We start from the raw sequence: 26,341 nt of genomic DNA, 5'->3' as shown, positions 1-26,341 counted from the left end.
TGAATGAATTCCGGGTGGGACGCGTAATAAATTCTGCATGAATACGCCTTCGATTCCGCGAACTTCCCGAGAATTCATTTCGCTCCCAATCGATCGGGATCCGGGCGGAATTTGCGTTCCTGACCCCTGGGGCCCGGCAATTTTCTCCATGCCGAGAAGCGAACGACGCGGCCGGCGACGGCCCGGGCCGCCGCCGGCACCTGCTGCCCCGAGCCGAGTTGACGGCAAGGTCGCGAGAGCCGTTGCGACCGACGGCTGAGATCGCGGGGACCATGTGCGACCGGCCGCTGATCTCGCGTGCAAAGTCACCACTGACCTCGGGCGCCCGTTCCGTACGGCCCCTCCGGTGGTGGTGTGGTCGCGCCCGGCAGTCGTACCGTCGCCACCGTGCCGCCTTCCTCGGCCGCGGAGAGGAACACCTCGCCGCCGGCCTGCTGGACGGTGCGGGCGACGATGGACAGACCGAGGCCCGAGCCGGGCAGGGCGCGGGCGCTGGGGGAGCGCCAGAAGCGGTCGAAGACGTGGGGGAGTTCGTCGGCGGGGATGCCGGGGCCGTGGTCGCGGACGGTGAGGACGCCCTGGTCGAGGACGACCTCGATGGTGCCGGCCTCGGGGCTGAACTTCACCGCGTTGTCGAGGATGTTGACGATCGCCCGCTCCAGGGCGGACGGCTCCGCCCGTACGTACCAGGGGCCCACGTCCGCCGTGATGGTCAGCTCCGGACCGCGCAGCCGGGCGCGGCGCAGCGCCGCCTCCACGGCGTCGTGCAGCGCGACCACCTGGAGCCGCTCGCCCCGCTGCCCCTCCGAACGAGACAGCTCCTGCAGGTCGCCGATGAGCGCGGCCAGTTCCGTCACCTGGGCCTTGACCGAGGCCAGCAGCGCCTTGCGGTCCGCCTCCGGGAGCGGACGGCCGGTCTCCTCGCTGCGGGTGAGCAGTTCGATGTTCGTGAGCAAAGAGGTGAGCGGGGTGCGCAGTTCGTGGCCCGCGTCCGCGATCAGCTGCTGCTGCAGCTCGCGGGAGCTGGCCAGGGCGGAGGTCATGGAGTTGAAGGAGCGGGAGAGCCGGGCGATCTCGTCCTCGCTGTCGTCCTCCACGGGGATGCGGATACCGAGGTCCTCGGTGCGGGCCACGTGTTCGACCGCCTCGGTGAGCCGGTCGACGGGGCGCAGACCGGCGCGGGCCACCGCGAGACCGGCGGCGCCGGCGCCGAGGACCCCTATGCCTGAGACGAGGAGGAGCAGCAACGCAAGGTCGTTCAGGGTCTTCTCGGTGTCCTTGAGGGAGAGGCCGAGCATGAAGGCGATGCCCGGGTAGGCCTCCGCGGCGGGGCCGGGGCCCAGCGGGACGGCGACCGTCATCACCCGGACGCTGTGGCCCTGCGTGTCGGTGGTGGTGTGGAAGGTGCGCTCGCGCACATCGGGGGCGGCGGCCACCTTCTTGTCCAGGCCAGTGACCTTGATCGCGCCCTCGGACCGGGGGTCCACGCAGAACTTGCCCTGCGACGTCACCAACTGCAGGTAGAGGAACGAGCGCTGCATGTCGCCCGCCGAGCCGTCCGTCGTCTGCGTGCAGTTGGCGGCCAGCTGCGTCGCCGTGGCGGCGGTGGTCACCCTGCCGTAACTCGCGAGCCGGCCGTCGATCTCGTCGTACAGCCTCCCCCGCACGATGAACCAGCAAGTGACGGAGACCGCAGCCACGGCGAAGGCCACCGCCGCCGCCACCAGCAGGGCCAGCCGTGACCGGATCGGCAGGGAGCGGAACCGGCGTACGACCTTGTTCACTCCGTGCCGCCCTGTCGCAGGACGTACCCCACCCCGCGCACGGTGTGCACCAGACGCGGCTCTCCACCGGCCTCGGTCTTGCGGCGCAGGTACATGACGTAGACGTCCAGGGAGTTGGAGGAGGGCTCGAAGTCGAAGCCCCAGACCGCCTTGAGGATCTGCTCACGGGTGAGCACCTGGCGCGGGTGCGCCATGAACATCTCCAGGAGGGTGAACTCGGTGCGGGTCAGCTCCACCTGCCGCCCGCCCCGCGTCACCTCGCGCGTGGCCAGGTCCATCCGCAGGTCGGCGAAGGCGAGTGCCTCGTCCTCCTGGGCCGCGCCCGCCACGGCGGCCGCGTAGGAGCTGCGGCGCAGCAGGGCCCGGATACGCGCGAACAGCTCGTCCAGCTCGAAGGGCTTGACCAGGTAGTCGTCGGCGCCGGCGTCCAGACCCGTGACCCGGTCGCCGACCGTGTCGCGGGCCGTCAGCATGAGGATCGGGGTGGTCTCGCCGGCGCCGCGGATGCGGCGGGCGGCCGTCAGGCCGTCCATGCGCGGCATCTGGATGTCGAGGACGAGCAGGTCCGGCCGGTAGGCCGTCGCCTTCTCCAGGGCGTCCGCGCCGTCCACGGCGACCTCGGTGTCGTATCCCTCGAAGGCGAGGCTGCGCTGGAGTGCTTCGCGCACCGCGGGCTCGTCGTCGACGATCAGGATGCGCTGGGGGTCACGGTCGCCATCGGCGGGGCTCATCGCTCGTTGTTCCTCGGGTTCCTCGGGGGCCGGCCGGTCCCGGTCGGGACGCTCTCAGCGTCGCACGTTTGCGGCTGCGGGGTGGAGACCGCCAGTGCTCACGTGGCCATCGCCGTCAGCCGCTTCAGCGGCACCCTGTGGCGGTGGGGACGCTCGGCGGAGGTGCGCAGGCCCATCAGCTGGGGGGCGGTGTCGACATCCCGGGGACGGTCTGCCGGGCCGTTCGCCGGGCTGTGGAGTTCCCCGGCGACGGCCAGGGGCGGGGCGACGCCCGCGGGCAGCGTCGCGTCGACGGTCCCGGACCTCTCGTGCACAACCTGCTGGATCATGACGTACTCCTTCTTCCTTGCCGCCTCTTGCCCGTCGTCTGCTGCTGCCTGTCGTCGCCTGTCGTCGCTTCGGCCGTCGCCCGATGCCCCTGGGGTCGCCCGCCCGTCCGGTGGCGGGTCTCAGCTCTGGGAGCCGGAGCGCAGCTTGGCCAGGTCGGCCTTGACGGTGTTGATCGGGATGGCGAAGCCGAGGCCGACGCTGCCGGCGCCGGACGAGTCCGAGCTCGAAGTGGCCGAGTACATCGCCGAGTTGATGCCGACGATGTTGCCGTTCCCGTCGATCAGCGCGCCGCCGGAGTTGCCCGGGTTGAGGGAGGCGTCGGTCTGGATCGCCTTGTAGGTGGTGGTGGAGGAGCCGGTGTCGCCGTTGAAGTGGCGGCCGCCGAACTGGAACGGCCACTGGCCGTCCCCGCCCTGGCCCTGTCCCTGGCTCTCGTCGGTGGACACGGTCACGTCCCGGTCGAGCGCGGAGACGATTCCGCTGGTGACGGTGCCGGTCAGGCCCTCGGGGGAGCCGATCGCGACGACCTGGTCGCCGACCGCCACACCGTCGGAGTTGCCGAGGGCCGCCGTCTTCAGGCCGGAGGCGCCCTCCAGCTTGATCAGGGCGAGATCCTTGGAGCTGTCGGTGCCGACGACGCGCGCGGTGTACGACTTGCCGTCGCTGGTCCGCGCCTTGATCGACGAGGCGCCCGCTATCACGTGGTTGTTGGTGACGATCTCGCCGCCGCTGGTGATGACCACACCGGAGCCGGTGGACGTGCCGTTGCCGAGGGCGGCGGTGATCTCGACGACGCTCGGGCTGACCGCCTTGGCGATCGCGGCGACGCTGCCCCGCTGGCTGGAGGGCACCACGTTGGTGCTGGTGCTGCTGGAGGCGACCGTGTCCTTGCCGGTCAGCTCCTGGAACGCGAACGCCGTGCCGCCGCCCACGGCCGCGGCGGCGATCGCCACGGCGGCGAGCAGCGCGATCGGTCCCTTGGCCCGCTTGTCCTGCGCGGGCGCCGGCTGGGGGGCGGGCTCGGCCGGGAGCGCCGGCAGCAGAGCGGTGCCGCCGCCGGTGCCGCCACCCCCGATGCCGGCGCCGTCGCCGTATCCGTATCCGCCCCGCCCGCCGCCGTACGTGCCCGGCTGCGCGGCGAAGGGCTGTGCGGGAGCGTACGCCGGCGGGGGCGGCCACTCCGGGTTCACCGGGGTCGAGGCATGCTGCTGATCCGCGGGCTGCGCGGGAAAAGCAGCCGGGGTCTGTCCGTCACCCTGGGGGTACTGGTAGTCGCCGCTGCGGCGGATGCTCTCGGTCATGACAGAGAGAGTGTCCCGCGATCATGAGAGCTTCCTGAGTCCCCGCTGAGAAGCCCGACAGAACCTCGTATGCCCGATATAAAGAGCCGCCCGGGGGCCAGGGAGCCGCCCGGGAAGGGGAGGCTACGCGCAGCCGCAGGACTTGCGGACCACCAGCCGGGACGGGAACACCTTCAGCCGCTCCCGCCGCGACCCGGCGACCCGCAGCCCGTCGTCCAGGACCAGGTCCACGGCCGCCCGGGCCATCGCCGACCGGTCGGAGGCGACCGTCGTCAGCGGCGGATCCGCGAGCGCCGCCTCCTTGATGTCGTCGAAGCCGGCCACCGCCAGCTCGCCCGGTACGTCGATGCGCAGCTCCCGCGCGGCCCGCAGCAGGCCGAGCGCCTGGTCGTCGGTGGAGCAGAAGACGGCCGGCGGGCGGTTCGGGCCGGAGAGGATCTCCAGGCCGACCTGGTAGGCGTCGTAGCGGTTGTACGGCGCCTCGAACAGCCGGCCCTCCGTGGAGATGCCGGCCTCGGCCATCGCGCGCCGCCAGCCCTCGACGTGGTCGGAGACCGGGTCGCCCACGGCGGGCGTGTCGGCGGTGCCGCCCACACAGGCGACGTACTCGTAGCCGTGTTCCAGCAGATGCCGCACGGCGAGCTGGGCGCCGCCGAGGTCGTCGGTGACCACGGCCACGTCGTCGATGGCCTCGGGCCGCTCGTGCAGCAGCACCACCCGGGCGTCCCAGGCCTCGATCTCGGCGGCCGCCAGGTCGTTCAGCGCGTGACTGACCAGGATCAGGCCGGAGACCCGCATCCCGAGGAAGGCGCGCAGGTAGTGGACCTCGCGCTCGCCGACGTAGTCGGAGTTGCCGACGAGAACCATCTTTCCGCGCTCGGCCGCGGCCCACTCGACCGCGTGCGCCATCTCCCCGAAGAAGGGCTGGCGGGCGTCCGGGACGATCAGGCCTATCAGGTCCGTGCGCCGCGACGCCATGGCCTGGGCGACCCGGTCGGGCCGGTACCCCAGCTCCTTGATCGCGGCGAGGACACGCTCGCGCGTGGCCGGGGCGACCGGCCGGGGTCCGTTGTTGATGACATAGCTGACGACGGCAGTGGAAGTCCCTGCCAGTCGCGCGACGTCGTCCCGAGTCACCTTGGCCACGCGCGGAGTCTACGCGGATGGACCCGCTCCGGGCAGGGCGTATCAGAGCTTGGATGGGCGCTCGGATGTGCGGACGCAATGACTACTGAGCGTCCGCACGCCCCGTCGGCCCGTCCTAGGCCTCCGCTCGGGCCTCGGCCCGGGTCTCGGTCGCGGCAGGAGGGGCCGCGGTGTCCGCATCGTCCGGCTTTGGCCGGGCCGCCTTGGCCTTCGCCTCGTCCGCGGCACGCTCCACCTTTTCAGGAGTAACGAATCGATAACCGACGTTCCGGACGGTTCCGATCAGCGACTCGTGCTCGGGGCCGAGCTTGGCGCGCAGCCGCCGTACATGGACGTCCACGGTCCGGGTGCCGCCGAAGTAGTCGTAGCCCCAGACCTCCTGCAGCAGCTGGGCGCGGGTGAAGACGCGGCCCGGGTGCTGCGCGAGGTACTTCAGGAGCTCGAACTCCTTGAAGGTGAGGTCCAGCACCCGGCCCTTGAGCTTGGCGCTGTAGGTCGCCTCGTCCACCGACAGGTCGCCGTTGCGGATCTCCATGGGGGAGTCGTCGTTGACGATCTGCTGCCGGCCCATGGCCAGGCGGAGGCGGGCCTCCACCTCGGCGGGTCCGGCCGTGTCGAGCAGCACGTCGTCGATGCCCCAGTCGGCGGTGACGGCCGCGAGGCCGCCCTCCGTCACCACGAGGATCAGCGGACAGCCCGGTCCGGTGGAGCGCAGCAGCTGGCACAGGCTGCGCACCTGCGGCAGATCGCGCCGCCCGTCGACCAGGATGACGTCGGCACCCGGGGTGTCGACCAGTGCTGGTCCCTCCGCCGGAGCCACCCGCACGTTGTGCAGCAGCAGGCCGAGGGCGGGAAGCACCTCCGTCGACGGCTGGAGGGCGTTGGTCAGGAGCAGCAGAGAACTCATCGCGCCCCACCTGCCTGGGTCGTCGTCATACGTTCGTGCACGGTTCGCTCGCCCATAACGTCTGGTTCCTCCTCGGTCCCTGCGAGGACGTTTGCGGCACTGCCTCGTACGGTGGTGCGAATCCCGCGCCCCTGGGACCCGCTGCGGCCCCGGGGCCTCCAAAGAGCCCCCACGAGCCACTATGCGGTCGACTGCGCCGTACACCTGCGGTTCCCCGCGTCGTATACAACGCTTCCGAAAGCACAAAAGGACCCGGGGGCTTCGCTGCCCGAGTCCTCTTCACAGCAGAATAGCCGACATGAGCTCGGGTTCGGCAGGTCGTGTGACGCGTTCGGCGATCGTCCCGGAGTCTGAGACGGCTCCACGTACACGTGTCAGGGCCTTCCTCCGCACGGCGGACGGGGTTGCGATCGACGCCGTATACGAACCTGCCGCGGCCGTATACGAGCCGGGCGCGGCCGCACCCGGCCACGGCCGTCACCAAGGCCACGACCGTGACCACGATCACGATCACGACTTCGTATTCGTGATCGCACACGGTTTCACCGGGGACCTGGACAGGCCGCACGTGCGCCGGGTGGCACAGGTGTTCGCCCGGTACGGGGCCGTGGTCACGTTCTCCTTCCGCGGCCACGGGGCCGCCGGCGGGCGCTCCACGGTCGGCGACCGGGAGGTGCTCGACCTGGCGGCGGCGGTGGCGTGGGCACGTGGCTTCGGGCACGCGCGCGTGGCGACCGTCGGCTTCTCCATGGGCGGCTCGGTGGTGCTGCGGCACGGGGCCCTCCACGGCGCGGAGGGCACGGCCGCCGGTTCCGTCGACGGCGCCGCTGCCGGCGTGGAGGGCGTGGAGGGCGTGGAGGGCGCCGGGGTCTCCGAGGGCGAGGGGCGCGCGGAAGCGCTGACGGACGCCGTCGTCTCCGTGAGCGCCCCGGCCCGCTGGTACTACCGGGGCACGGCCCCCATGCGCCGGCTCCACTGGCTCGTCATGCGCCCCGAGGGCCGCCTGCTGAGCCGCTACGGGCTGCGCACCCGGATCCACCACCGGGAGTGGGACCCCGTCCCCCTCTCCCCGGTGGAGGCGGTCCCGCGCATCGCCCCGACGCCCCTGCTGATCGTGCACGGCGACCGGGACGGCTACTTCCCCCTCGACCACCCCCGGATGCTGGCCGAGGCCGCGGGTGACCACGGCGAACTCTGGCTGGAGCCCGGCATGGGCCACGCCGAGAACGCCGCCGCGGACGAGCTGCTGCACCGCATCGCGCGCTGGGTCCTCGCACGGGCGGGCTAGCCTGAACCTGTTCATTGCCGAGTCGACTCGAGGAACGGGATGGCAAAGGTCACGGTGCGCTACTGGGCGGCGGCGAAGGCCGCGGCCGGGGTCGCCGAGGAGCCGTACGAGGCCGAGACGCTCGCCGAGGCGCTCGACGCGGCGCGCGAGCGCCACCCCGGCGAACTCGTCCGCGTCCTGCGGCGCTGCTCGTTCCTCATCGACGGTGACCCCGTCGGGACGCGCGGACATGAGACGGTACGGCTGACCGAGGGCGGCACGGTCGAGGTGCTCCCGCCGTTCGCAGGAGGGTGAGCGATGTCCGACCGGCCGTATGAGGGGTCTTCGTACCAGGGTCCGTACCAGGGCCAGTACGAAGGCTCGTACGAGGCTCCCGGCGCGGCGCCCGAAGGGACTCCCTACGAGGGGTACGACCCGTACGCGCAGCAGTACCCGCAGGCGCACGCCCAGCAGCACCCGCAGGCGTACGCCCAGCAGCAGTACCCGCATGCCGGGCCCGAGGCGCAGCCCCAGTCGCAGCAGCAGGCGTGGCCCGGGCAGCAGCAGGCGTACGACGATCCGCACGCCGCCCAGCAGTACACGCAGCAGTGGCAGGGGCAGACCTGGGAGACCCAGACCCACGCCCACACCACCCACGCGCCGCGGCCCGGGCCGGCCGCGGAGACGGCGTACCCGACCCCGCTGAGCCATCGGGAGCCGGCGGGGGCCTACGGTGCTCAGGCCGCCGCCGGCCACGGCGCGGTCCCCACCGCCCCCGCGGCCCCCTACGCGCCGCCGGTCCCGGACCAGACCTCGAACCCGGCCGCGAACGCGGCCCCGGGCCCGGCCGGCCGCCCGGCCCCGCACGCCGGTCCCGCCTCCGCTCCGGCCCCGGCGGACCCCGCGGGCGGTGAGCCGGGCTACGGCCCCGCCACCCTCGTCGGCAACGCCCGCGTCACCGACGCCCAGCGGGCGCGTGCCGAGGGGCGCTCGCCGATCATCGAGCCCGGGATGCAGCCGGCCGCGCTCACCGCGCTGCTGGGGCTGCTGCTGGCCGGCACGGCGCAGATCGGCACGTACGCGCTGCTCGTCCCACTGGTGCTGCTCCAGGCCGTGACGGCTGCGGGCTGGTTCCGGCTGAACGGCATGTGGCCCGCCCGGCAGGGCATCGCCCTGGGCTTCGCGGGCGCGCTCGCCGCGGACGCCGCCGTGCTGGGAGCGGGCCGTGAGAACGCGCCGGCCGCGATCCTCGGCACGCTCGGCGTGTGGGTGCTGCTCTCCCTGGCCCTCCAGCTGCGGTCGCACGCCGACCCGGACGAGCGGATGTACGGACTGATGGCGACGGTCGCCTCGGCGGCGCTGTCGATCATCGCGACCGGCTACCTGGCGGCCGGGGCGGACGCGGTCACGGTCGGTGCGGCGGCGGTCGCGGTGGCGGTCCTGGCGCGTGCGCTGCCGCTGCCGACGGCGGCCTCGGTGGTCGTGTCGGTGCTCGCGGCGGCGGGCGCGGGCATCGCGGCCGGCGGCATGACCGGCCTGGGCGCGAAGGGCGCGCTGCTCGGCGCGGGCGCGGCGGTGTGCGCCCTGATCGGCCATCGCGTGGCCAGCTACGACTATCCCTCCCGCTTCGTGCACTTCACGGCCGGTGTCGCCCTGCCGCTGTCGGCAGCGGCGCCGTTGGTGTGGGTGCTGGGGCGGGCGCTCGGGTAACCGCGGGGGCGGCGTCCGCCTGTCACAGACGATCAACAGTTTCCCGGTCGGGCTTCCCATGAGGGTTACGCTCGCGCGTGACGGCCACCCGGTCGTCGAGGACCGTCGAGGTGGGGGAAACACCGCATGCGCGCGCTGCGAATACTTCTGATCGTCGCCGTGATCCTGGGCGTGCTGTTCGCGGTCGTCGACCGGGTCGCGGTGCACTTCGCGGAGGGCGAGGCCGCCGACAAGCTGAGGACCACCGAGAACCTGGCGAGCACCCCCGACGTGTCCATCAAGGGTTTCCCCTTCCTCACCCAGGTGGCGAGCGGCGAGCTGGACGACGTCGAGGTCGGCATCAAGAGCTACGAGGCGGCCACCGGCAAGGGCGGGCAGAAGATCCGTATCGACGACCTCAAGGCCGACATGAAGGGTGTCGCCTTCTCCGGCGACTACAGTTCCGCGACCGCCTCCGCCGCGACCGGCACGGCGACCATCGCCTACGACGAGCTGCTGAAGGCCGCCAAGTCCGAGCCCACCCAGCTCGGCTTCGGAGTCACGGCCCAGGTGGTCGGCCTGTCGGACGGGGGCAACGGCAAGATCAAGGTGGCCATCAAGGTCTCCGCGCTGCCCAGGCCGGTCCATGTGCTGAGTTCGGTCGCCGTACGGGACAACAAGGTGCGGGTCACGGCCGACGGTCTGCCCAGGCTCGGCGCCCTGGACCTCGCGGAGAACCGGATCCGGTCGATCACCGACTTCCAGCAGGCCGTCGACCAGCTGCCCGGCGGCATCCAGCTGGACTCGGTGCAGGCGGCGAAGGACGGCGTCGAGGTCACGGTGAAGGGTTCGAACGTCAAGCTGGCCGGGTAGGACGGCGGGCGTCGGGTGCCCGGCGCCGGGCGAGGGCGCAGGACGTCGGCGTGGGGCGAGGGCGCGGGGTGACGGGCGTCGGCGTCGGGCGAAGGCACAGGGCGCGGGGTGACGGGCGTCGGTGTCGCGGGTGTCCGACTGGCGAGACGCCCATGTCCGCTCCGCAGATGTGAGGGCGTGCGCGGGCGACCCGTCGCCGTGCCGGGAGGTCCGCGACGGCACATGGATCTCGTATCGCGGACGATCGCATCTCAGTATGCGACACGCCGGTGACATGTCCGCCCGTACCTCCCTACGATCGGGCACATGAAGCGACAGGCGGATCTCACGAAGCGGCGGGCAGTAGACCTGTGCCGCGTTGCCGCCATGCTCTGTCGCCCCTTCTGAGCGGGAGCTCCGACTCCCGTATCGCCCGGCCCCGCACCTCACCCGGGGCCGTCCGCGCGCCGCGTACGCCACCGCTGACCCGCGTATCCGCGCGCACCTCGCATTCGCACGCCCCGCCGCAACTGCCCCGGAGGAGATTGAGCATGAGCCGCAGCGACGTCCTGGTCGACGCCGACTGGGTCCAGGAGCACCTGGACGACCCGAGCATCGCCATCGTCGAGGTGGACGAGGACACGTCCGCGTACGACAAGAACCACATCAAGAACGCCATCCGGATCGACTGGACCGACGACCTCCAGGACCCGGTCCGCCGTGACTTCGTCGACCAGGCCGGCTTCGAGAAGCTGCTGTCGGAGAAGGGCATCTCCAACGACCACACCGTGGTCCTCTACGGCGGCAACAACAACTGGTTCGCCTCGTACGCCTACTGGTACTTCAAGCTCTACGGCCACGAGAACGTCAAGCTCCTCGACGGCGGCCGCAAGAAGTGGGAGCTGGACGCCCGCGAACTGGTCGACGGCACGGACGTGCCGGAGCGCGCGAAGACCGAGTACCAGGCCAAGCCGCAGGACAAGTCCATCCGCGCCTTCCGTGACGACGTGGTGGCGGCCATCGGCGTGCAGAACCTGGTCGACGTCCGCTCGCCCGACGAGTTCTCCGGCAAGCTGCTCGCCCCGGCCCACCTGCCGCAGGAGCAGTCCCAGCGCCCGGGGCACGTCCCCTCGGCCAGGAACATCCCGTGGTCGAAGAACGCCAACGACGACGGCACCTTCAAGTCGGACGAGGAGCTCAAGGAGCTCTACGCGGCGGAGGACGTCGACCTGGCCAGGGACACCATCGCCTACTGCCGCATCGGTGAGCGCTCCGCGCTGACCTGGTTCGTGCTGCACGAGCTGCTCGAGGTGCCCAACGTCAGGAACTACGACGGCTCCTGGACCGAGTACGGCTCCCTGGTGGGCGTGCCGATCGAGCTCGGCGCCGGCAAGTAGGAAACCCGACCGACCTTATCTGACCTCTGGAGAAGAACATGTGTGGAGCGAAGGCCGGCGGCCCCGACGCCTCGACGATCAAGCCCGGTGAGACGACGATCCAGGGCCAGGTGACCCGCGACGGAGAGCCGGTGACGGGCTACGTCCGGCTGCTGGACTCGACCGGCGAGTTCACCGCGGAGGTCCCCACCTCCGCCACGGGCCAGTTCCGCTTCTACGCGGCCGAGGGCACCTGGACCCTGCGCGCCCTCGTACCCGGCGCCACCGCCGACCGAACGGTCGTGGCCCAGAAGGGCGGCCTCGCCGAGGTCGCGATCGCGGTCTGAGGCTGCGAAGGGCCGCACCCCGCGGGTTGGACGCCTGGGGTGCGGCCCTTCGGCATGCCGCGCGACGGCGAGTGCGGCCCTACCCTGTATTCATGTACGCACGACGCCGTCACGTGTACTTCGCCATGATGGGCATCTGTATCGGGCTGTTCGTCCTGGCGTGGGGTGTCGTGCGCCTGTGGTCGGTGCCGGCGGCCGTCGGCATGTGCATCGTCGCCATGGTGATCCCGCCGGTGGCCGCGATGGTCGCCAACCGGCGCGGCCCCGACGACCGCTGGTGGGACGACCCCTCCGGCGACCCCCAGTCCGACGAGTGGTGGGACGAGCTGGACGGCAAGAAACGCCACTGACGCCGCCGGCGCGGCAGGGCTCAGCGGCCGGGCTCAGTAGACGAGCGCCTGCGTCTGCTCGCCCAGCGCCTCCTGCACGAACACCTGTGCTCCCGCGATCCGCACGCCCTCGATCACGTCCTTCTCCGTGATCTCCCGGCGGGCCGCGCACTGGGTGCACAGGGTGATCCGGCCGGCCGAGAGGATCGAGTCGATCAGATCGGGCAGCGGGGCCGCGTGCGGAAGCCGGAACTCGGCCGCGCGCCCCGGCAGCGCGAACCACGACGACTCCCCGGTCAGCCACAGCGACACGTCCACCCCGCTGGCCACGGCCACCGCCGCGACCGTGAACGCCTGCGAGCAGCGCTCCGGGGCGTCCGCCCCGGCCGTCACCTTGATCACGAGCTTCTTCGCCATGCCGGAAGCGTAGTCGCCGCCGTCGGCGCCACCTCACGGAGAGGGCCGGGTCCCGGCCGACTAAGCTTGGGTCCGGCCCTGTGTACGTACCGCATCCTGCTCAACCGAGGAGCACCCCGTGGAGATCTTCTTCGAAACCCTTCTGGTCCTGGTCTGCGTCGGCGTCCTCGCCTTCGCCTACCTGACCGTGAAGAAGCTGTACCAGGGCCAGCGCTGACGACGTCCAGGAGCCGCTGCTCATGATCGAGATCCCGTCCGACCTGCACAAGGACCTGGTCCCCCTCGCCTTCCTGCTCGGTGAGTGGGCCGGCGCCGGTGTGCACGACTTCCCCGGCGCGGAGAAGTGCAACTTCGGCCAGGAGGTCACCTTCGCCCACGACGGCCGGGACTTCCTGGAGTACCACTCCCGCACCTGGGTGCTGGACAACGACGGCAACAAGGTGCGGCCGCTGGAGACCGAGTCGGGCTTCTGGCGGATCGACGCCGGGCGCAGGGTCGAGGTCACCATGACCCGCGACGACGGCGTCGTCGAGATCTGGTACGGCGAGCTGGCCGACAAGAAGCCGCAGATCGACCTGGCCACGGACGCAGTGGCCCGCACCGCGGCCTCCGGCCCCTACAGCGGTGGCAAGCGGCTGTACGGGTACGTCAAGAGCGACCTGATGTGGGTCGGCGAGAAGCAGACCCCCGAGGTCGGGCTGCGCCCGTACATGTCCGCCCATCTGAAGAGGGTCGTCACCCCCGAGGAGGTCGAGCGCTGGGCCAAGGCCCTCCCCGACGACCTGCCGGACGACGGGATCGCCTTCTTCAAGTAGGCCGCTTCGGTGGGCCGCACGGCGACTGGTCCTAGACTTTCAGTGTGGTGAGCACCGACTGGAAGACTGACCTGCGGCAGCGCGGCTACCGGCTGACCCCGCAGCGGCAACTCGTGCTCGAAGCCGTGGACAGCCTGGAGCACGCCACGCCCGACGACATCCTCGGCGAGGTGAGGAAGACGGCGTCGGGGGTCAACATCTCCACGGTGTACCGGACCCTGGAGCTCCTGGAGGAGCTCGGGCTGGTCAGCCACGCCCATCTGGGACACGGCGCGCCGACGTACCACCTGGCGGACCGGCACCATCACATCCACCTGGTCTGCCGGGACTGCACGAACGTCATCGAGGCCGACCTGTCGGTGGCCGCCGAGTTCACGGCCAAGCTTCGCGAGGAGTTCGGCTTCGACACGGACATGAAGCACTTCGCGATCTTCGGGCGGTGCAAGGACTGCTCGCCGAAGGGCTCGACCGCCAAGAGTTCAAATACCGAGTCGTAGGCTTGTGTTCATGAAAAGCCCTCTGCTGTCCCTGCCCGGCGCCGTTCCCGCCGAGGGCGCGGACGAAGGCGTCGCCGCCCACTACGGCGACCTGTTCCGCGAGCAGCGCGCGCTCGCCGACGGCAACGGATTCGTCGACCTCTCGCACCGCGGTGTCGTCGCCGTCTCCGGCGCCGACCGGCTGAGCTGGCTGCATCTGCTGCTCACCCAGCACGTCAGCGAGCTGCCCGCCGGCCAGGCCACCGAGGCGCTGATCCTGTCCGCGCACGGCCACATCGAGCACGCGCTCTACCTGGTCGACGACGGTGAGACGGTCTGGGCCCACGTGGAGCCCGGCACCCAGGAGGCGCTGATCGCGTACCTGGAGTCGATGAAGTTCTTCTACCGGGTCGAGGTCGCCGACCGGACGGCGGACTTCGCCGTCGTGCACCTGCCCGCCGGCTCGATCACCGAGGTGCCCGAGGGAGTCGTCGTACGGGAGACGGCGTACGGCCGTGACCTGTTCCTGCCGCGCGCGGACCTGGAGTCGTACGCGGAGAAGGCCGGCCCGCCGGCCGGGATCCTCGCCCACGAGGCGCTGCGCGTCGAGCAGCACCGGCCGCGGCTGGGCTTCGAGACCGACCACCGCACCATCCCGCACGAGCTGGGCTGGATCGGCACCGCGGTCCATCTCCAGAAGGGCTGCTACCGCGGCCAGGAGACCGTGGCCCGGGTGCAGAACCTGGGCAAGCCCCCGCGCCGCCTGGTCTTCCTGCACCTCGACGGCAGCGAGGTGCACCTGCCGGTGCCCGGCACCGAGATCCGCCTCGCCGACGAGGGCCCGGACGGCCGCAAGGTCGGCTTCGTCACCACGTCCGCACGCCACTACGAGCTCGGCCCGGTCGCCCTCGCCCTGGTCAAGCGGAACGTCCCGGTGGACGCACGGCTGATGGCCGGCACGACGGCCGCGGCGCAGGAAACCGTCGTGGAACCCTAGGCCGCCGGCGCATTCGTTGCCCCGGGGTCGTCGGCGCAGGCCGTTGCCGCGGGTCGCTGTCCGCAGGTCGTCGCAGACCTGCGGCGGATCACATCTCCAGCAGGACGGTGAACGGTCCGTCGTTCGTCAGCGACACCCGCATCCGCGCGCCGAAGCGGCCCGTGGCCACCGGCGCGCCCAGGGAACGCAGCTGGGCGACCACCTCGTCGACGAGCGGCTCGGCGACCTCGCCGGGGGCGGCCGCGTTCCAGGTGGGGCGGCGGCCCTTGCGGGCATCGCCGTAGAGCGTGAACTGGCTGATGACCAGCAACGGGGCGCCGGTGTCGCTGCACGAGCGCTCGTCGTGCAGCATCCGGATCGACCAGAGCTTGCGGGCGAGCTGCGCCGCCTTCTCCTTGGTGTCCTCGTGGGTCACGCCGATGAGGACGCACAGCCCCTCGCCCTCGATCTCGCCCACGGTCTCGCCGTCCACGACGACGCTCGCGCCGTCCACCCTCTGCACCACTGCACGCATGCCGCCCATCATGCCGGGCGACCGCCGGCACACCGCGGCCGGGCGGCGAAGTCCATATCGTGCTTCTTTCTGCTTCGTAACCCCCCATCTGGGGCCGATCGGGGGCACTCGTTCACATACCGGCCACTCGGGGTGGCACGATGCTTCCGTACGCGCCGGTCGAGGGGACGGTAGAGACGCATGAGCACATCGAGTACCGAGCAGCAGCCCGGGGCGGTCTCGCCGATCCGTGCGGGAATTCCGGGTGTTCCGGAGACCCATCGGCCGCCCGTGCAGCGCACCGACAGCCCGGCGCTGACCGTGGACCCTTCCCCCGGCTCTTCGGGCAGGGGGTACCCCCAGCCGCCGGACCTGACCGTGCCGAGCCTGCCCGAGCTGCGCACCCTGCGCCGGCAGGCGCAGCGCGACGAGGCCGACCTGAGTTACGTACGGCGGCTGCTGCAGGGGCGGATCGACATCCTGCGCGCGGAGCTGGCCCGGCGCGGACCCTCCTCCGTCGTGGACAGCGGCCAGGCGCCGGCGGCGGACGGGCAGGCGTCCGTCGTCGAGCGGCTCGCGGAGATCCTCAAGGACGCGCCCGCCCGGCAGCGCTCCTCTGCCCGCCATGTGACGCTCGGCACACCGCACAGTGAGGAGTACCGGCGGCTGGCCGCGGAGATGCTCGCCGAGGTCGAGCTGTCGGACCTGGGCGCCCGCACAGACCTGGAGCTGGGCGTGGCGATGGGGCGGCTCGTGCGGTACGAGCGGCAGGTGTCCGGTCGGCGGCAGCATCTGCAGCGCACGGCCGACGACTGCAGCGCGGAGATCGCCCGCAGGTACCGCGAAGGCGAGGCGCAGGTGGACGACCTGCTCGTCTGACCCGGTGGCTCGTGCCGGCCCGCCACGACGCGGGCGGCGAGCCGATGGCGGCGGCCGGGACGGCAGCGGTGCGCCCCTGACGGACTGCCGCGGCGCGCCCCTGACGGCGATCAGCCCCACGATGCCCGGCCCTCGCTTCGGGGGCGGGAAAATGCCCGCGACACCCCGGACCCCGTCCCCCTACCGTCGACCCATGACTGCCGCCCGCCCCGACATCGACGTACGCCCCGTCACGGACGCCGAGATCCGCGACTGGGTCCGTGCCCTGAAGACCGGCTTCCTGCGCAGTCCCGGCGTCACCGAAGCCGAGATCGCCGACCGCGCCTCCCACATCGTCCCCTCCCGCACCCTCGGCGCCTTCGACTCCGGCCGGTGCGTGGCGACGTTCCGCTCCTTCGACCAGGAGCTCACGGCCGTCGGTGGCGGAGCCGTCCCGGCCGACGCCATCTCGAACGTCACCGTCACCGCCACCCACCGCCGCCGCGGCCTGCTCACCCGCATGATGACCCAGGACCTCGCGGCCGCGAAGGACCGCGGTGACGTCGTCGCCACCCTGATCGCCGCCGAATCGCGGTGACCCCGGCCGCCGAGCGCGCCCTGTGGCTGCACCTGTGCTCGATCGACTGGGTGGCGAGGGTCAGGAGCGGCTGGCGCGCCCCCGACGACCTGCTCCCCCTGTTCCTGCCGGATCCACGCGCGGCCACGGTCACCACACAGGCGGACTGGCTGTGGGTGCGCGTCCTCGACGTCGTACGGGCCCTTGAGACGCGGACGTACCAGGGTTCCGGGACGCTGGTGCTGGAAGTGGCCGACCGGGCCGGTCTGGCCGGTGGCCGCTGGCGGCTGGAGGCCGGGCCCGACGGGGCGGGCTGCACGCCGACGACGGCGCGGACCGATCTGGCCCTGGACGTGGCGGAGTTGGCGTCCCTGTGGCTCGGTGACGAGTCGGCGGTGCGGCTCGCGGCGCTCGGCCGGGTCCGGGAAGAACGAGCGGGCGCCGCCCGAGTGGCCGACGCCCTGCTGCGTACGTCCAGGCGACCTTGGTGCCCGGACATCTTCTGAGCGCTCCTTCCTGCCGGCGACAGTGACAGGGATGACGCATCCGTAGCTTGGCTGTTCAGTTGTGACTGTGCGTTGACGGTGTTCAGTTGTGGCTGTACCGGACGGACGATCTCGAGTTGTGGCTGTGCCTGCGGCTGTGACTGTGCCTGTGACTGTGACTGTGCGACGGCTGTTCAGTTGTGACTGCGCGGACTGTTCAGTTGTGGCTGTGCCGCGGTGCCGGGCGTCGGCTGCCGCTTGTGTTGGTGCCTTCCGACCGTGCTCCCGGCTCCCCTCCGGAAGGGAGCGCGGTCCGACGTTCCCCAACTGTCACCGTGGTGGCCAACACTTGGAAAGTTTGACCATGTCGTTCAAGTTGGCTACCAACTTCACTTCTCTTATCTCCGCTTGGGAGCGACTCATAACCACCTTCCTTGGAACTGCCTGAAGATGGCGGGAAGTTGTAGTGTTTGGCCGTGGACCCGGAACACGCCTCCGCCAATGGGCGGAAGAGGTCACAACGGCCACAGAGGTCACACCGCGAGGTGGCCGACGAACTGCGGCACCGGATCAGGACCGGCGTGCTGCGGCCGGGCCAGCGCATGCCCACACAGGCCAAGCTGGCCGACGAGTTCGGGGTGGAGCGCGGAGCCGTACGGCAGGCCCTGCGCATCCTGCAGTCGGAGCACCTGCTCACCAATGTGACCAAAGGCAGTCCGGCGACCGTCGCCCCCGGCCCGCACCGGGCCCTGACCGGCCCCGCCGCCCCGCCGCTGCCCACCACGGTCGCCCTCGCGCCCCGTATCGCCGCCGCCTTCGGCGCCCCGCACGTCGAGATCGACGCCCTGTGCCTGACCTCGATCTCGCTCACTCTCGCCATTGGTGAACCGTTGCGGCAGATCCACGCCGGGCGAATGAAACCGGCCAAGGTCGATGTCCGCGTGCTGCTGCCCAGCCGGGACATCGCCCTCGCCTTCCCGGCGCCGGTGGACGCCTCCGCGTCCGCGCCGCTGCGCCGGCGCTGGCTGGCCCAGCGCAACGCCCAGGGACAGGTGCTCAAGCACAATCTGCTGGCCCTGCGCGCCACCCACGGCATCGACGTGCACGTGAGCTTCCGCGCGCTGCCCTTCACCCCGCCGGTCAAGCTCTACCTGCTGGGTGGCACGGAGGCGCTCTTCGCGTACTACACGCTGCGGCGGCGCGAGGAGGAGATCGACCACGAGCATCTCCAGCTGTACGACGCCGAGGGCACCCAGTCGATGCTGTTCGCCTTCGAGCAGGGCGCCGGGCCGCGGGACACGTTGTTCGTCGAGCAGTCGCACCTGTGGTTCAACGCGCTGTGGGAGACGATCAGTTCGGAGCTGACGCTCAAGAGCTGATGCTCACGAGCCGAGCTCAGGAACTGACGTCTCCCACAAAATGGGTACGGCCTCGGGTCACAGGGCGGGTCCGGCGAGGAGCATCGCCAGCACGACGGCCCCCACGGAGCTGATGGCCGGGCTCTTGGCCTTGATGCCGATGGTGAGCAGGAGCAGGCCGATGAGTCCCATCGCGCCGTACTTCCACTGGACGAGCTGTTCGAAGCCGACGACGAGGACTGCGGAGAGAAGAGCGAGAGCAGGCACGGCGATTCCCCCTTCGGGCTTGCCTGGGCGGGCGGGAGTGGGGGGTGCATGGATACAGGAGGCAAAACTTCCGCCAACTCAACCAAGTTGGCAACCAACTCTGCTGTAGTTGTCCCCACTTGGCTGCTATCCATAAACAAGTTTCAAACAACTCCCTTTAGATGGACCAAAGTTGTAGCGTTTTGGTCGTGACCCAGGAGAACGTGGCCGTGAACGGCAGCAGAAGGAGCTCGCCCCAGGAGATCGCCGAGACCCTGCGGGAGCGGATCCGCGCCGGTGAGCTCAAGCCGGGCGACCGCCTGCCCACCCAGGCCGAACTCGCCGAGGAGTTCGGGGTGGAGCGCGGCACCGTGCGCCAGGCCCTCAGGGCACTCCAGGACGACGGCCTGCTCAGCAATGTGAGCAAGGGCAGTCCCCCGAGGATCGCCGCCCCGGCCACGGCCCGCGCCGAGCCCCAGCCGACCATGGTGGGCCTCACACCCCGGCTCGTAGAGGCGTTCTCGGCCCGGCAGGTCCGGATCGACGCCGCCTGCCTGACCGCCGAGACCCTGATGCTGGCCGTCGGGGAGCCCGTCCGCCTGATCCACGAGGGCCGGCTGCGCCCCGAGTCGATCGACGTCCGCATCCTGCTGCCGTCCAGGGACATCAATCTGGCCTTCCCCGTCTCGGTGGACCGGGACATCGAGGACGACCCGGTCCACCAGCGCTGGCTCGCCCAGCGCAACGCCCAGGGTCACGTCCTGCGGCACAACCTCAACGCCCTGCGCGCCACCCACGGCATCGACGTCCGCGTGACCTTCCGCGCGCTGCCCTTCACCCCGCCGGTCAAGCTGTACCTGCTCAACGGCGCGGAGGCGCTGATGGCGTACTACATGATCACCCGTCGTGAGGAGACCGCGGACGACGGGACGCTGGACATGTACGACGTCCTGGGCACCGAGTCCCTGCTGTTCTCCTTCGAGCGGGCGGCCGGACGGCGGGACGCGGCGTTCGTGGAGGAATCCCAGAAGTGGTTCGATGCCCTCTGGGAAACCATCACGACGGATCTGACACTCTCCTAGTGACTTCTGATACGACGCAGACCGAAGCGGTGACAGCCGGGACCGGAAAAGAGACCGGAGAAGAGACGGAGAAGCTGCGGAATCTGATCACCCGCGCCCATGTCGTGCTCTGGGACTTCGACGGGCCGATCTGCCGGCTGTTCGCCGGGCACTCCTCGGAGCGGGTGGCGACCGAACTGGTGCAGTGGCTGGAGGGCCGGGGCCTGCACGGCCTGCTCACGGAGACCGAACGCGAGTCGCTGGACCCGCACATGGTCCTGCGCGCCGTGGACCGCCGGCACCCCGGCAGCGACCTGGTCGCGGAACTGGAGGCCCGCCTCACCCACGAGGAACTGCGCGCCGCCTCCTCCGCCTGGCCCACCCCGTACGCCGACCCGCTGATCCGCACCTGGACGGCGCTGGGCTCCCGGCTGGCCATCGCCACGAACAACTCGCCCCTGGTGGTGCGCAAGTACCTGCAGGGCCGCGGCCTGGTCCCCTGCTTCGCCCCGCACATCTACGGCCGCACCGAGGACCTCCAGCACCTCAAACCCGACCCGCACTGCCTGAACCGGGCCCTGAGCGCCATGGGGGCGGCCCCGGCCGACTCCCTGATGATCGGCGACACCCCCTCCGACCACGAGGCCTCCCTCCGCGCCGGCGTCCCCTTCCTCGGCTACGCCCGCAACGCCCGCAAGGAGAAACGGCTGCGAGAGGCCGGTGCGACGCTGATCGTGGAGTCACTGGAGCCGGTGCTTCGAATGCTGCGGCCCGGACACTGACCTGCCACCCGTCGCCTGCGACGAGGGGAGGCGGCGCCCGCGGCCGCCGTGCCGCCCAAACCGAGTCCCTCTCAGGACGCCCGGCCCCTCGTGCCGTTCCCCGCTCGGCCTCGCTTGCACTCCTGTGGGAGGTGCGCCCGTGAACGGCCGCCCGGACCACCGCCCCGGCCACCGGCTGCGCGCCTTCCGCAGGCGCGGAGCCGGGCAGCGTCTTCGCCGGCAACGCCCGGACGTGGTCCGGCCGGAGTTGGACTCGGTCCGGCAACAGTTGGCCGAGTGGGCCGGGACCTTGCGCTAGCATTCCCGCACCGCGCCCGAGCGATCGCCTCCCGCCGTACGTATGGGTGTGGGACGGCGAGCACGCCGGCCCTGCGCGACCGACGCGGACGAGCGACAAGCCACCCCTTGTGCCGACTCAACCGCTTCTCGAGTCGTGCGGGAAGGACTCCAGGCTTAACGTTTGCCCTACCCGTCACCCCGCGCGACCGAAACCGGAGCGGCCAGTGGACGCACCCCCCGTCTCCCGGGCATTCCCCGGGAGACACGCCGCCGGCCGTCCCGGCCCGGCCCTGGCGGCGTTCGTCCGGACCGCCGCGTCCGGACAGGCCGGAAGCGGACACCACCACCACAACTACGTCCTGCCCCTGCCGGCGGATGTGGCGCCCCTGGTGGGCCGGGCGGCCGGCACCCCGGTGACCGTGCGGAAACGACGCGTGGACGCGCTGCCCGTGGTGATCAGGACCTGGCGCGAGGAGCCGCAGGTCCTGGATGCCGTCAAAGGCGTCCTGCCGGGTGTCCCCGAGTGCCTGGTGAGCGGGGACGGCTTCGCCCTCCACACCTATGTGGAAGGAGCGCCGCTCTCCAGTGTCTGCGGGAACGGCAAACCCGTGGACACCCTGCTGGTGAAGGCGCTGGCGGAGCTGCTCGCCCGGCTGACCCAGGTACGGCGCACCGCGCTGCCCGCCCTGCCGGCGGTCTGGCCCCGCAACCACACCGACAGCCAGGGCTTCCTGCGCACCCTGGCCCATCTCGCCGACGAGCAGATCCGGCGGCCCAACTGGCCTGCTTTCGGTGGGCTGTTCGCGGCGCTCGGGGTGCCGGAGGACGCGCTGGTCCGGTTGCGGGAGCGGGTGCCGGCCATGAGCCGGCGGCCCTTCAGCCTGCTCCACGCCGACCTGCACCGCGACAACCTGATCGTGTCCCGCGGCGGGGACCCGCCCCTGACGTGCGTCGACTGGGAGCTCGCCGGCTTCGGCGATCCCCTGCACGACCTCGCCGTCCACCTGGTGCGCATGCAGTACCCGTCCCACCAGCGGTCCGAGGTCGTCGACGCCTGGGCGGAGGCGATGGCCCGTACCAGGCCGGCCGCCGTCAACGGTCTGGCGCGCGATCTGCGGCACTACGTCGCCTTCGAGCGCGCGCAGTCGGTGTTCCCGGACGTGATGAGGGCCGCTCGCTCGCTGGAGGGCACCTTCGACCAGAAGGCGCTCACCGGGGCCACGGCGGCCGTGCAACGCGCCCTGCAGGCGGCGGCCGAGCCGCTCGGGCTGCGCCATGTCCCGGACGCGGGCGAGATCGAGCGGGTGCTCTTCCGGTGGCGGGCCTCCCGGCGGGTGGCGGGCGTCGGGGGGCGGGCCCCGGTGGTCCGGGCCTTCGACTGGGAGCCGGACCCCCGGCTGCCGGAGCATCCCCGCTTCCCGCACTCCGCGGTGAGCGAGGCCCTGCGCGAGGAGGGTGCGGCGGACGCCGGCCGGGTGTTCAAGGGCACGGGCCATCTCAACTCGGTGGTCCGGGTGCCGGGCACCGACTACGACGTCGTGGTGCGGCGCAAGGTGGCCAGCGCCTTCCGGCGCGAGCGCAGCTTCCTCAGCGAGCACGCCGTGCTCCGGGCCATCGAGCGGTCACAGGCCGCCGTGGCGGCGCCCAGAGTGCTCGTACTGGGGGAGAGCCATGGGGACCCCTTCGCGATCCACACCTACGAAGGGCCGCTCGACGCCGACCGGCCGCCGAGCCACCCGGTCCACGGTCTGCTGCCGCACGAGGCGGACCGGCTGGTGGACCAGCTGTGCGCCCTCACGCGGGTGGACTACCGCCAGATCGACCCGACGGCAGGGGAGGGCGGCTTCCACGCCTGGCTGACCAGCCAGCTCGTGATCCTCGTGGCGGCGCTGCCGAAGGAGTCGCAGCAGATGGCCCGCCTGCTCGGGCTGCCCGAGGCGCCCCGCCTCCGGGAGATCCTCTCCCGGCACCAGGTGACCCACCGCGAGCCGTCGCTGCTGCACGGCGACCTGAACCCGTGGAACCTGGTCCGCCGTGACGACCACCCCCTGGCGCTGACCATCATCGACTGGGAGATGGCGGTGGTGGGAGATCCCCTCTACGACCTGGTCCGGCACATGCACCTCACCCCCACCCGGCCCGAGATCCGGGACCGGATGTTCCGCCGCTGGGAGGAGCGCCTCCCCCAGCCGTACACCAGGAACTGGCGCCAGGACTGGCGCGTCTACCGCTGGCTGGAGATCGTCCGCTCCGCCTATGTGGACCTCGACCGCCTGGTGACCGGCGCCGGCCTGGACGCCCCGAACGTCCGCCGGGCGGTCGACTCCTACGCGATGACGCTGGCGGCGGCCACCAGTTCCCTCGGCCTGCCCGCCCGTTCGGCGGCCCTCGGCGAGGAGCCGCACCGGCGCCGGCGGACGATCCTCGGCTCGGCGGCGGGGGCCTGAGGGCCACCGGTGGATCGTAGGCTCGCCCCATGAGCGAGATCGGCCTGCGCGAACGCAAGCGGCGGCGGATGTACCAGGAGGTGTCGGACGTCGCCGTCCGGCTGTTCCTGGAGAAGGGGTTCGACGCGGTCTCGGTGGCCGAGGTCGCCGCGGCGGCCGAGATCTCCAAGCCGACCCTCTTCCGGTACTTCCCGGCCAAGGAGGACCTCGTCCTGCACCGGATCGCCGACCACGAGGACGAGGCCGCCCGCGTGGCCGCCGCCGAGCCCGCGGCACCGCTCGACGCGCTGCGGCGCCACTTCCTGGCCGGCCTCGAGCGGTGCGACCCGGTCACCGGCCTCAATGACGACCCGGAGGTGCTCGCCTTCCACACCCTTCTCTACGGCACCCCGTCCCTGGTCGCGCGTCTGCACACCCACCTGGAACGCTCCGAGGCCGCGCTGGCCGGCGCCCTCGGCGGCGGCCTGGACGCACGGCTGGCGGCCGGCCAGATCGTCGCCGTGCAGCGCGTCCTCGCCCAGGACAACTGGCGGCGGATCGCGGCCGGGGAGCCGCTGGAGAAGGTACGGGCGGGCGCGGTGGCGGCTGCCGAGCGGGCGTTCGAACGGCTGGCCGGCTGCCTGGCCGCCCCACCGATCGTTACTGAGTAAAAATCGTAACTCAGTTACGTCTTTCCGGTACGCTCGACGGAATGACGTCACCCCAGCCTGCCCTTCGCCACGCGCTCGACGCCGAACGCGCCCACCACGACACCTGCCGCGCCGCCCTCGCCGCCATGGTCGACGGGGCCCGGGAACAGGTCGTGACGGGTGAGGACGTCTCCGCGTCCGGGGCCGACGCAGAGGTCCTCGGCCGCGGGCTGCGCAGCCGGGCCGAGGCGTTGCGCGAACTGCCCGAAGGCCCGCTCTTCTTCGGCCGCCTGGACTTCGGCCCCGCCGCCGGGGACCATCGCGGGCAGCGCTATCACCTCGGGCGCCTGCGGATCACCGAGCACCCCGCCGCCCCGCCGCTCGTCGTCGACTGGCGCGCACCGGTCTCCCGCGCCTTCTACCAGGCCAGCGCCCGCGACCCGCAGGGCGTCGCCGTCCGCCGCCGGTTCGGCTGGGCGCCGGGCAGCCGCGGCGACCGGGCCGACCTGACCGGTCTGGAGGACGAGCACCTCGACCGGGGCGAGTCCCGGGCGAGCGACATCGTCGCCCGCGAGCTCGAACGCCCCCGCGTCGGGCCCATGCGGGACATCGCGGCCACCATCCAGCCCGAGCAGGACGACCTCGTACGGGCCGGCCTCCGCGCTTCGGTGTGTGTGCAGGGCGCCCCGGGCACCGGCAAGACCGCCGTGGGTCTGCACCGGGCCGCCTACCTGCTCTACACCCACCCGCAGCGCCTGCGGCGCGGCGGGCTGCTCATCCTCGGCCCCAACCGCTCCTTCCTCACCTACATCTCCGAGGTGCTGCCCGCCCTCGGCGAGAGCGGCGTACGGCAGTCGACCGTGGCCGACGAGATCGCCCGCGCCGCGGTGACCGGCGCGGACGACGAGGCGGCCGCCCGCCTCAAACACGACGTCCGGATGGCCGAGGTGCTGCGCCGGGCGCTGTACGCGCGGGTGTCGGCCGAGGAGATCGACTCCCTCGCCGTGCCGGACGGGTCCTGCCGCTGGCGCGCCGGCGCCGGCGAACTGGCGCGGATCGTCGCGGACGTACGCGCCGAGGAGCCGCCGTACGCGATCGGCCGCGAGCGCGTGCGCACCCGCGTGGTCCGCCTTCTGCGGCAGCAGGCCGAGAGGCGGTCCGGGCCGCGCCCCGCCTCCTGGGTGCGCGGGATCGAACGGTCGCGGGCGGTGAGCAGGTACGTCGACGCCGCCTGGCCCGGGGTGCGGCCCGAGGAGGTGGTCGCGGAACTCCTCACGGACCCGGATGCGCTGGCGCGGGCCGCGGACGGGCTGCTGGACGCCGGCGAGCAGAAGGCGGTGCTGTGGAAGAGGCCGCCGCGCTCGTACCGGTCCGCGCGCTGGTCGGCCGCCGACCTGGTCCTCCTCGACGAGGTGGCCGGACTGGTCGAACACCCGGAGGGCTACGGCCACATCGTCGTCGACGAGGCGCAGGACCTGTCACCCATGGAGTGCAGGGCGATCGCACGGCGGGCGTCGTTCGCCTCCGTGACGGTGCTCGGGGACCTGGCGCAGGGGACCACGGCGTGGGCCGCGCGGTCGTGGCCCGAGCTGCTCGGACATCTGGGCCGGCCGGACGCGGCCGTGGTGCCGCTGACGACCGGGTTCCGGGTGCCGCGCGAGGTCGTCGCGCTGACCAACCGGCTGCTGGTGGGGCTGGACGTGGCCGTACCGCCGGCCCGTTCGCTGCGCGGGGGCGGCGAGCTGCGGATGCGTGAGGCCGCGGGCGATCTGCTGGGAGCGGTCGTCGCGGCGGTGGGCGACGCGCTGACCCGGGAGGGTTCCGTCGGGGTCGTCGCGGCGGACGCCCAGGCGGGGCGGGTGCGGCAGGCGCTGGCCGCGGCCGGGATCGAGGCGGTGGGGCCGGAGGAGACGGGCGCGCGGGTGACGGTGCTGCCGGCCGGGCTCGCCAAGGGGCTGGAGTACGACCACGTCGTCGCCGTCGAACCGGCGGCGATCGCGGAGGCGGAGGAGCGCGGGCTCAACCGCCTGTACGTGGCGCTGACCCGGGCGGTGTCCCGGCTGGACGTGGTGCACGAACGGCCGCTCCCGTTCTGACGCCACCCCCGTTCCCCGTTCCGGCGCGGGGCGGCACCCGGGGTCGGGTGAGGGCCGGACGGCGACGGGTACCGCGATCCGCTCGTGCTCCTCGCGCAGCGGCACGTCCGGCAGTTGACACGCCGTCGTGCGCCGGGGATGCCGCCGCCGTCCGCGATGCCGCAGCACGCCGCCCACCCGTGCCGCCCACCGCGCCGCGGCATCCTCCGGAGTGGTGTGGCGCACTCTTGCAAGCAGGTTGCTTGCAATTGTTAGCGGGTTGGGTG

27 protein-coding genes and 1 pseudogene are annotated in these 26,341 nt (G+C 72.0%); 19 read left to right on the top strand and 9 right to left on the bottom strand.

What is annotated here, in order from left to right; all coding sequences use genetic code 11:
* Positions 1–305: 305 nt before the first annotated feature.
* The 6 genes from ACH4UM_RS21090 to ACH4UM_RS21065 form a co-directional block, all read right to left on the bottom strand.
* Entirely contained in the window at positions 306–1,784 is a 1,479-nt protein-coding gene (locus ACH4UM_RS21090; RefSeq protein WP_398181293.1) for an ATP-binding protein, read from the bottom strand.
* A complete protein-coding gene (locus tag ACH4UM_RS21085; protein ID WP_398181290.1) occupies positions 1,781–2,515 on the bottom strand; it encodes a response regulator transcription factor in 735 nt (244 codons plus the stop codon). Before ACH4UM_RS21085 ends, ACH4UM_RS21090 begins: the two co-directional genes overlap by 4 nt.
* A 98-nt stretch (positions 2,516–2,613) precedes the next feature.
* A complete protein-coding gene (locus ACH4UM_RS21080) occupies positions 2,614–2,844 on the bottom strand; it encodes a hypothetical protein (protein WP_398181287.1) in 231 nt (76 codons plus the stop codon).
* Positions 2,845–2,964: 120 nt separating this feature from the next.
* Positions 2,965–4,146, bottom strand: coding sequence for a S1C family serine protease (locus ACH4UM_RS21075; RefSeq protein ID WP_398181285.1), 1,182 nt, complete (start codon positions 4,144–4,146; stop codon positions 2,965–2,967).
* 123 nt (positions 4,147–4,269) lie between these two features.
* Positions 4,270–5,292 (bottom strand): LacI family DNA-binding transcriptional regulator, encoded by a 1,023-nt coding sequence (locus ACH4UM_RS21070; RefSeq protein ID WP_398181282.1) that lies wholly within the window; start codon positions 5,290–5,292, stop codon positions 4,270–4,272.
* A 115-nt stretch (positions 5,293–5,407) separates the two neighbouring features.
* The gene (locus ACH4UM_RS21065) at positions 5,408–6,199 is read right to left on the bottom strand and encodes a response regulator transcription factor (protein ID WP_398181279.1); all 792 of its coding nucleotides are present in this window, start codon (positions 6,197–6,199) and stop codon (positions 5,408–5,410) included.
* A 298-nt stretch (positions 6,200–6,497) separates the two neighbouring features.
* Here ACH4UM_RS21065 and ACH4UM_RS21060 point away from each other — a divergent pair, with 298 nt between their 5' ends.
* The 8 genes from ACH4UM_RS21060 (at position 6,498) to ACH4UM_RS21025 (ending at position 12,080) form a co-directional block, all read left to right on the top strand.
* The gene (locus ACH4UM_RS21060; protein ID WP_398181275.1) at positions 6,498–7,487 is read left to right on the top strand and encodes an alpha/beta hydrolase; all 990 of its coding nucleotides are present in this window, start codon (positions 6,498–6,500) and stop codon (positions 7,485–7,487) included.
* Between the two features lie 39 nt (positions 7,488–7,526).
* The gene (locus ACH4UM_RS21055; protein WP_398181272.1) at positions 7,527–7,781 is read left to right on the top strand and encodes a MoaD/ThiS family protein; all 255 of its coding nucleotides are present in this window, start codon (positions 7,527–7,529) and stop codon (positions 7,779–7,781) included.
* A 3-nt stretch (positions 7,782–7,784) separates the two neighbouring features.
* Positions 7,785–9,176: a hypothetical protein gene (locus tag ACH4UM_RS21050; protein WP_398181269.1), complete on the top strand. Its 1,392-nt coding sequence runs from the start codon at positions 7,785–7,787 to the stop codon at positions 9,174–9,176.
* Between the two features lie 126 nt (positions 9,177–9,302).
* A complete protein-coding gene (locus tag ACH4UM_RS21045; RefSeq protein WP_398181266.1) occupies positions 9,303–10,028 on the top strand; it encodes a DUF2993 domain-containing protein in 726 nt (241 codons plus the stop codon).
* Between the two features lie 306 nt (positions 10,029–10,334).
* The gene (locus tag ACH4UM_RS21040) at positions 10,335–10,415 is read left to right on the top strand and encodes an Ms5788A family Cys-rich leader peptide (RefSeq protein WP_350751515.1); all 81 of its coding nucleotides are present in this window, start codon (positions 10,335–10,337) and stop codon (positions 10,413–10,415) included.
* A gap of 143 nt (positions 10,416–10,558) precedes the next feature.
* The gene (locus ACH4UM_RS21035; RefSeq protein WP_398181263.1) at positions 10,559–11,404 is read left to right on the top strand and encodes a sulfurtransferase; all 846 of its coding nucleotides are present in this window, start codon (positions 10,559–10,561) and stop codon (positions 11,402–11,404) included.
* A gap of 38 nt (positions 11,405–11,442) precedes the next feature.
* Positions 11,443–11,730 (top strand): DUF1416 domain-containing protein, encoded by a 288-nt coding sequence (locus ACH4UM_RS21030; protein ID WP_145875861.1) that lies wholly within the window; start codon positions 11,443–11,445, stop codon positions 11,728–11,730.
* Between the two features lie 92 nt (positions 11,731–11,822).
* Positions 11,823–12,080: a DUF3099 domain-containing protein gene (locus tag ACH4UM_RS21025; RefSeq protein ID WP_398181260.1), complete on the top strand. Its 258-nt coding sequence runs from the start codon at positions 11,823–11,825 to the stop codon at positions 12,078–12,080.
* A 33-nt stretch (positions 12,081–12,113) separates the two neighbouring features.
* On the opposite strand, the gene ACH4UM_RS21020 is transcribed toward ACH4UM_RS21025, so the two are convergent.
* A complete protein-coding gene (locus ACH4UM_RS21020) occupies positions 12,114–12,476 on the bottom strand; it encodes a DsrE family protein (protein WP_398181257.1) in 363 nt (120 codons plus the stop codon).
* Positions 12,477–12,715: 239 nt separating this feature from the next.
* Between ACH4UM_RS21020 and ACH4UM_RS21015 the strand changes: the two genes are divergently transcribed.
* The 3 genes from ACH4UM_RS21015 to ACH4UM_RS21005 are packed head-to-tail and all read left to right on the top strand — an operon-like array spanning position 12,716 to position 14,764.
* Entirely contained in the window at positions 12,716–13,291 is a 576-nt protein-coding gene (locus tag ACH4UM_RS21015; RefSeq protein WP_398181254.1) for an FABP family protein, read from the top strand.
* Between the two features lie 44 nt (positions 13,292–13,335).
* Positions 13,336–13,788 carry a Fur family transcriptional regulator gene (locus tag ACH4UM_RS21010; RefSeq protein WP_398181252.1) on the top strand — a complete coding sequence of 151 codons (453 nt, stop codon included), beginning with the start codon at positions 13,336–13,338 and terminating at the stop codon, positions 13,786–13,788.
* Positions 13,789–13,798: 10 nt separating this feature from the next.
* Entirely contained in the window at positions 13,799–14,764 is a 966-nt protein-coding gene (locus ACH4UM_RS21005; protein WP_398181249.1) for a YgfZ/GcvT domain-containing protein, read from the top strand.
* 88 nt (positions 14,765–14,852) lie between these two features.
* Here the strand turns inward: ACH4UM_RS21005 and dtd are convergent, their stop codons facing one another.
* Positions 14,853–15,278 (bottom strand): D-aminoacyl-tRNA deacylase, encoded by a 426-nt coding sequence (dtd, locus tag ACH4UM_RS21000; protein WP_398181247.1) that lies wholly within the window; start codon positions 15,276–15,278, stop codon positions 14,853–14,855.
* Between the two features lie 180 nt (positions 15,279–15,458).
* On the opposite strand from dtd, the gene ACH4UM_RS20995 reads away from it, so the two are divergent.
* From ACH4UM_RS20995 to ACH4UM_RS20985, 3 genes and pseudogenes are all read left to right on the top strand, one after another.
* The gene (locus ACH4UM_RS20995) at positions 15,459–16,136 is read left to right on the top strand and encodes a hypothetical protein (RefSeq protein ID WP_398181244.1); all 678 of its coding nucleotides are present in this window, start codon (positions 15,459–15,461) and stop codon (positions 16,134–16,136) included.
* Positions 16,137–16,329: 193 nt separating this feature from the next.
* Positions 16,330–17,198: pseudogene (locus tag ACH4UM_RS20990) on the top strand (GNAT family N-acetyltransferase).
* 449 nt (positions 17,199–17,647) lie between these two features.
* Positions 17,648–18,556, top strand: coding sequence for a winged helix-turn-helix domain-containing protein (locus ACH4UM_RS20985; protein ID WP_398181241.1), 909 nt, complete (start codon positions 17,648–17,650; stop codon positions 18,554–18,556).
* 57 nt (positions 18,557–18,613) lie between these two features.
* Here ACH4UM_RS20985 and ACH4UM_RS20980 read toward each other — a convergent pair whose 3' ends face one another.
* Complete coding sequence (locus ACH4UM_RS20980; protein ID WP_398181238.1) at positions 18,614–18,802, bottom strand: hypothetical protein; 189 nt, start codon at positions 18,800–18,802, stop codon at positions 18,614–18,616.
* Between the two features lie 182 nt (positions 18,803–18,984).
* Here ACH4UM_RS20980 and ACH4UM_RS20975 point away from each other — a divergent pair, with 182 nt between their 5' ends.
* The 5 genes from ACH4UM_RS20975 to ACH4UM_RS20955 all read left to right on the top strand — a co-directional run bounded on the left by ACH4UM_RS20975 (position 18,985) and on the right by ACH4UM_RS20955 (position 26,075).
* Positions 18,985–19,863, top strand: a complete 879-nt coding sequence (locus tag ACH4UM_RS20975) for a GntR family transcriptional regulator (protein WP_398181235.1) — start codon at positions 18,985–18,987, stop codon at positions 19,861–19,863.
* Positions 19,863–20,624, top strand: coding sequence for an HAD family hydrolase (locus ACH4UM_RS20970; RefSeq protein WP_398181232.1), 762 nt, complete (start codon positions 19,863–19,865; stop codon positions 20,622–20,624). Before ACH4UM_RS20975 ends, ACH4UM_RS20970 begins: the two co-directional genes overlap by 1 nt.
* A gap of 503 nt (positions 20,625–21,127) precedes the next feature.
* Entirely contained in the window at positions 21,128–23,350 is a 2,223-nt protein-coding gene (locus ACH4UM_RS20965; RefSeq protein ID WP_398181230.1) for a phosphotransferase family protein, read from the top strand.
* Positions 23,351–23,379: 29 nt separating this feature from the next.
* Positions 23,380–24,000, top strand: a complete 621-nt coding sequence (locus tag ACH4UM_RS20960) for a helix-turn-helix domain-containing protein (RefSeq protein WP_398181227.1) — start codon at positions 23,380–23,382, stop codon at positions 23,998–24,000.
* Positions 24,001–24,041: 41 nt separating this feature from the next.
* On the top strand, positions 24,042–26,075 hold the full coding sequence (locus tag ACH4UM_RS20955; protein WP_398181224.1) for a HelD family protein: 2,034 nt from the start codon (positions 24,042–24,044) through the stop codon (positions 26,073–26,075).
* Positions 26,076–26,341 lie beyond the last annotated feature (266 nt).

It is taken from the genome of Streptomyces sp. NPDC020801, assembly GCF_044334385.1.
In the GTDB taxonomy this organism is placed as follows: domain Bacteria; phylum Actinomycetota; class Actinomycetes; order Streptomycetales; family Streptomycetaceae; genus Streptomyces.
This window is presented reverse-complemented; position numbering and strand designations above follow the sequence as displayed.

Bases quoted from the DNA above. Each gene is read 5' to 3' on its own strand.
- ACH4UM_RS21065 (WP_398181279.1), bottom strand. From the start codon at position 6,199: ATGAGTTCTCTGCTGCTCCTGACCAACGCCCTCCAGCCGTCGACGGAG.
- ACH4UM_RS21080 (WP_398181287.1), bottom strand. From the start codon at position 2,844: ATGATCCAGCAGGTTGTGCACGAGAGGTCCGGGACCGTCGACGCGACG.
- ACH4UM_RS21040 (WP_350751515.1), top strand. From the start codon at position 10,335: ATGAAGCGACAGGCGGATCTCACGAAGCGGCGGGCAGTAGACCTGTGC.
- ACH4UM_RS21055 (WP_398181272.1), top strand. From the start codon at position 7,527: ATGGCAAAGGTCACGGTGCGCTACTGGGCGGCGGCGAAGGCCGCGGCC.
- ACH4UM_RS21005 (WP_398181249.1), top strand. From the start codon at position 13,799: ATGAAAAGCCCTCTGCTGTCCCTGCCCGGCGCCGTTCCCGCCGAGGGC.
- ACH4UM_RS21035 (WP_398181263.1), top strand. From the start codon at position 10,559: ATGAGCCGCAGCGACGTCCTGGTCGACGCCGACTGGGTCCAGGAGCAC.
- ACH4UM_RS21050 (WP_398181269.1), top strand. From the start codon at position 7,785: ATGTCCGACCGGCCGTATGAGGGGTCTTCGTACCAGGGTCCGTACCAG.
- ACH4UM_RS21060 (WP_398181275.1), top strand. From the start codon at position 6,498: ATGAGCTCGGGTTCGGCAGGTCGTGTGACGCGTTCGGCGATCGTCCCG.
- ACH4UM_RS21030 (WP_145875861.1), top strand. From the start codon at position 11,443: ATGTGTGGAGCGAAGGCCGGCGGCCCCGACGCCTCGACGATCAAGCCC.
- ACH4UM_RS21085 (WP_398181290.1), bottom strand. From the start codon at position 2,515: ATGAGCCCCGCCGATGGCGACCGTGACCCCCAGCGCATCCTGATCGTC.
- ACH4UM_RS20995 (WP_398181244.1), top strand. From the start codon at position 15,459: ATGAGCACATCGAGTACCGAGCAGCAGCCCGGGGCGGTCTCGCCGATC.
- ACH4UM_RS20955 (WP_398181224.1), top strand. From the start codon at position 24,042: ATGACGTCACCCCAGCCTGCCCTTCGCCACGCGCTCGACGCCGAACGC.
- ACH4UM_RS21075 (WP_398181285.1), bottom strand. From the start codon at position 4,146: ATGACCGAGAGCATCCGCCGCAGCGGCGACTACCAGTACCCCCAGGGT.
- ACH4UM_RS21045 (WP_398181266.1), top strand. From the start codon at position 9,303: ATGCGCGCGCTGCGAATACTTCTGATCGTCGCCGTGATCCTGGGCGTG.
- ACH4UM_RS20960 (WP_398181227.1), top strand. From the start codon at position 23,380: ATGAGCGAGATCGGCCTGCGCGAACGCAAGCGGCGGCGGATGTACCAG.
- ACH4UM_RS21025 (WP_398181260.1), top strand. From the start codon at position 11,823: ATGTACGCACGACGCCGTCACGTGTACTTCGCCATGATGGGCATCTGT.
- ACH4UM_RS21015 (WP_398181254.1), top strand. From the start codon at position 12,716: ATGATCGAGATCCCGTCCGACCTGCACAAGGACCTGGTCCCCCTCGCC.
- dtd (WP_398181247.1), bottom strand. From the start codon at position 15,278: ATGCGTGCAGTGGTGCAGAGGGTGGACGGCGCGAGCGTCGTCGTGGAC.
- ACH4UM_RS21020 (WP_398181257.1), bottom strand. From the start codon at position 12,476: ATGGCGAAGAAGCTCGTGATCAAGGTGACGGCCGGGGCGGACGCCCCG.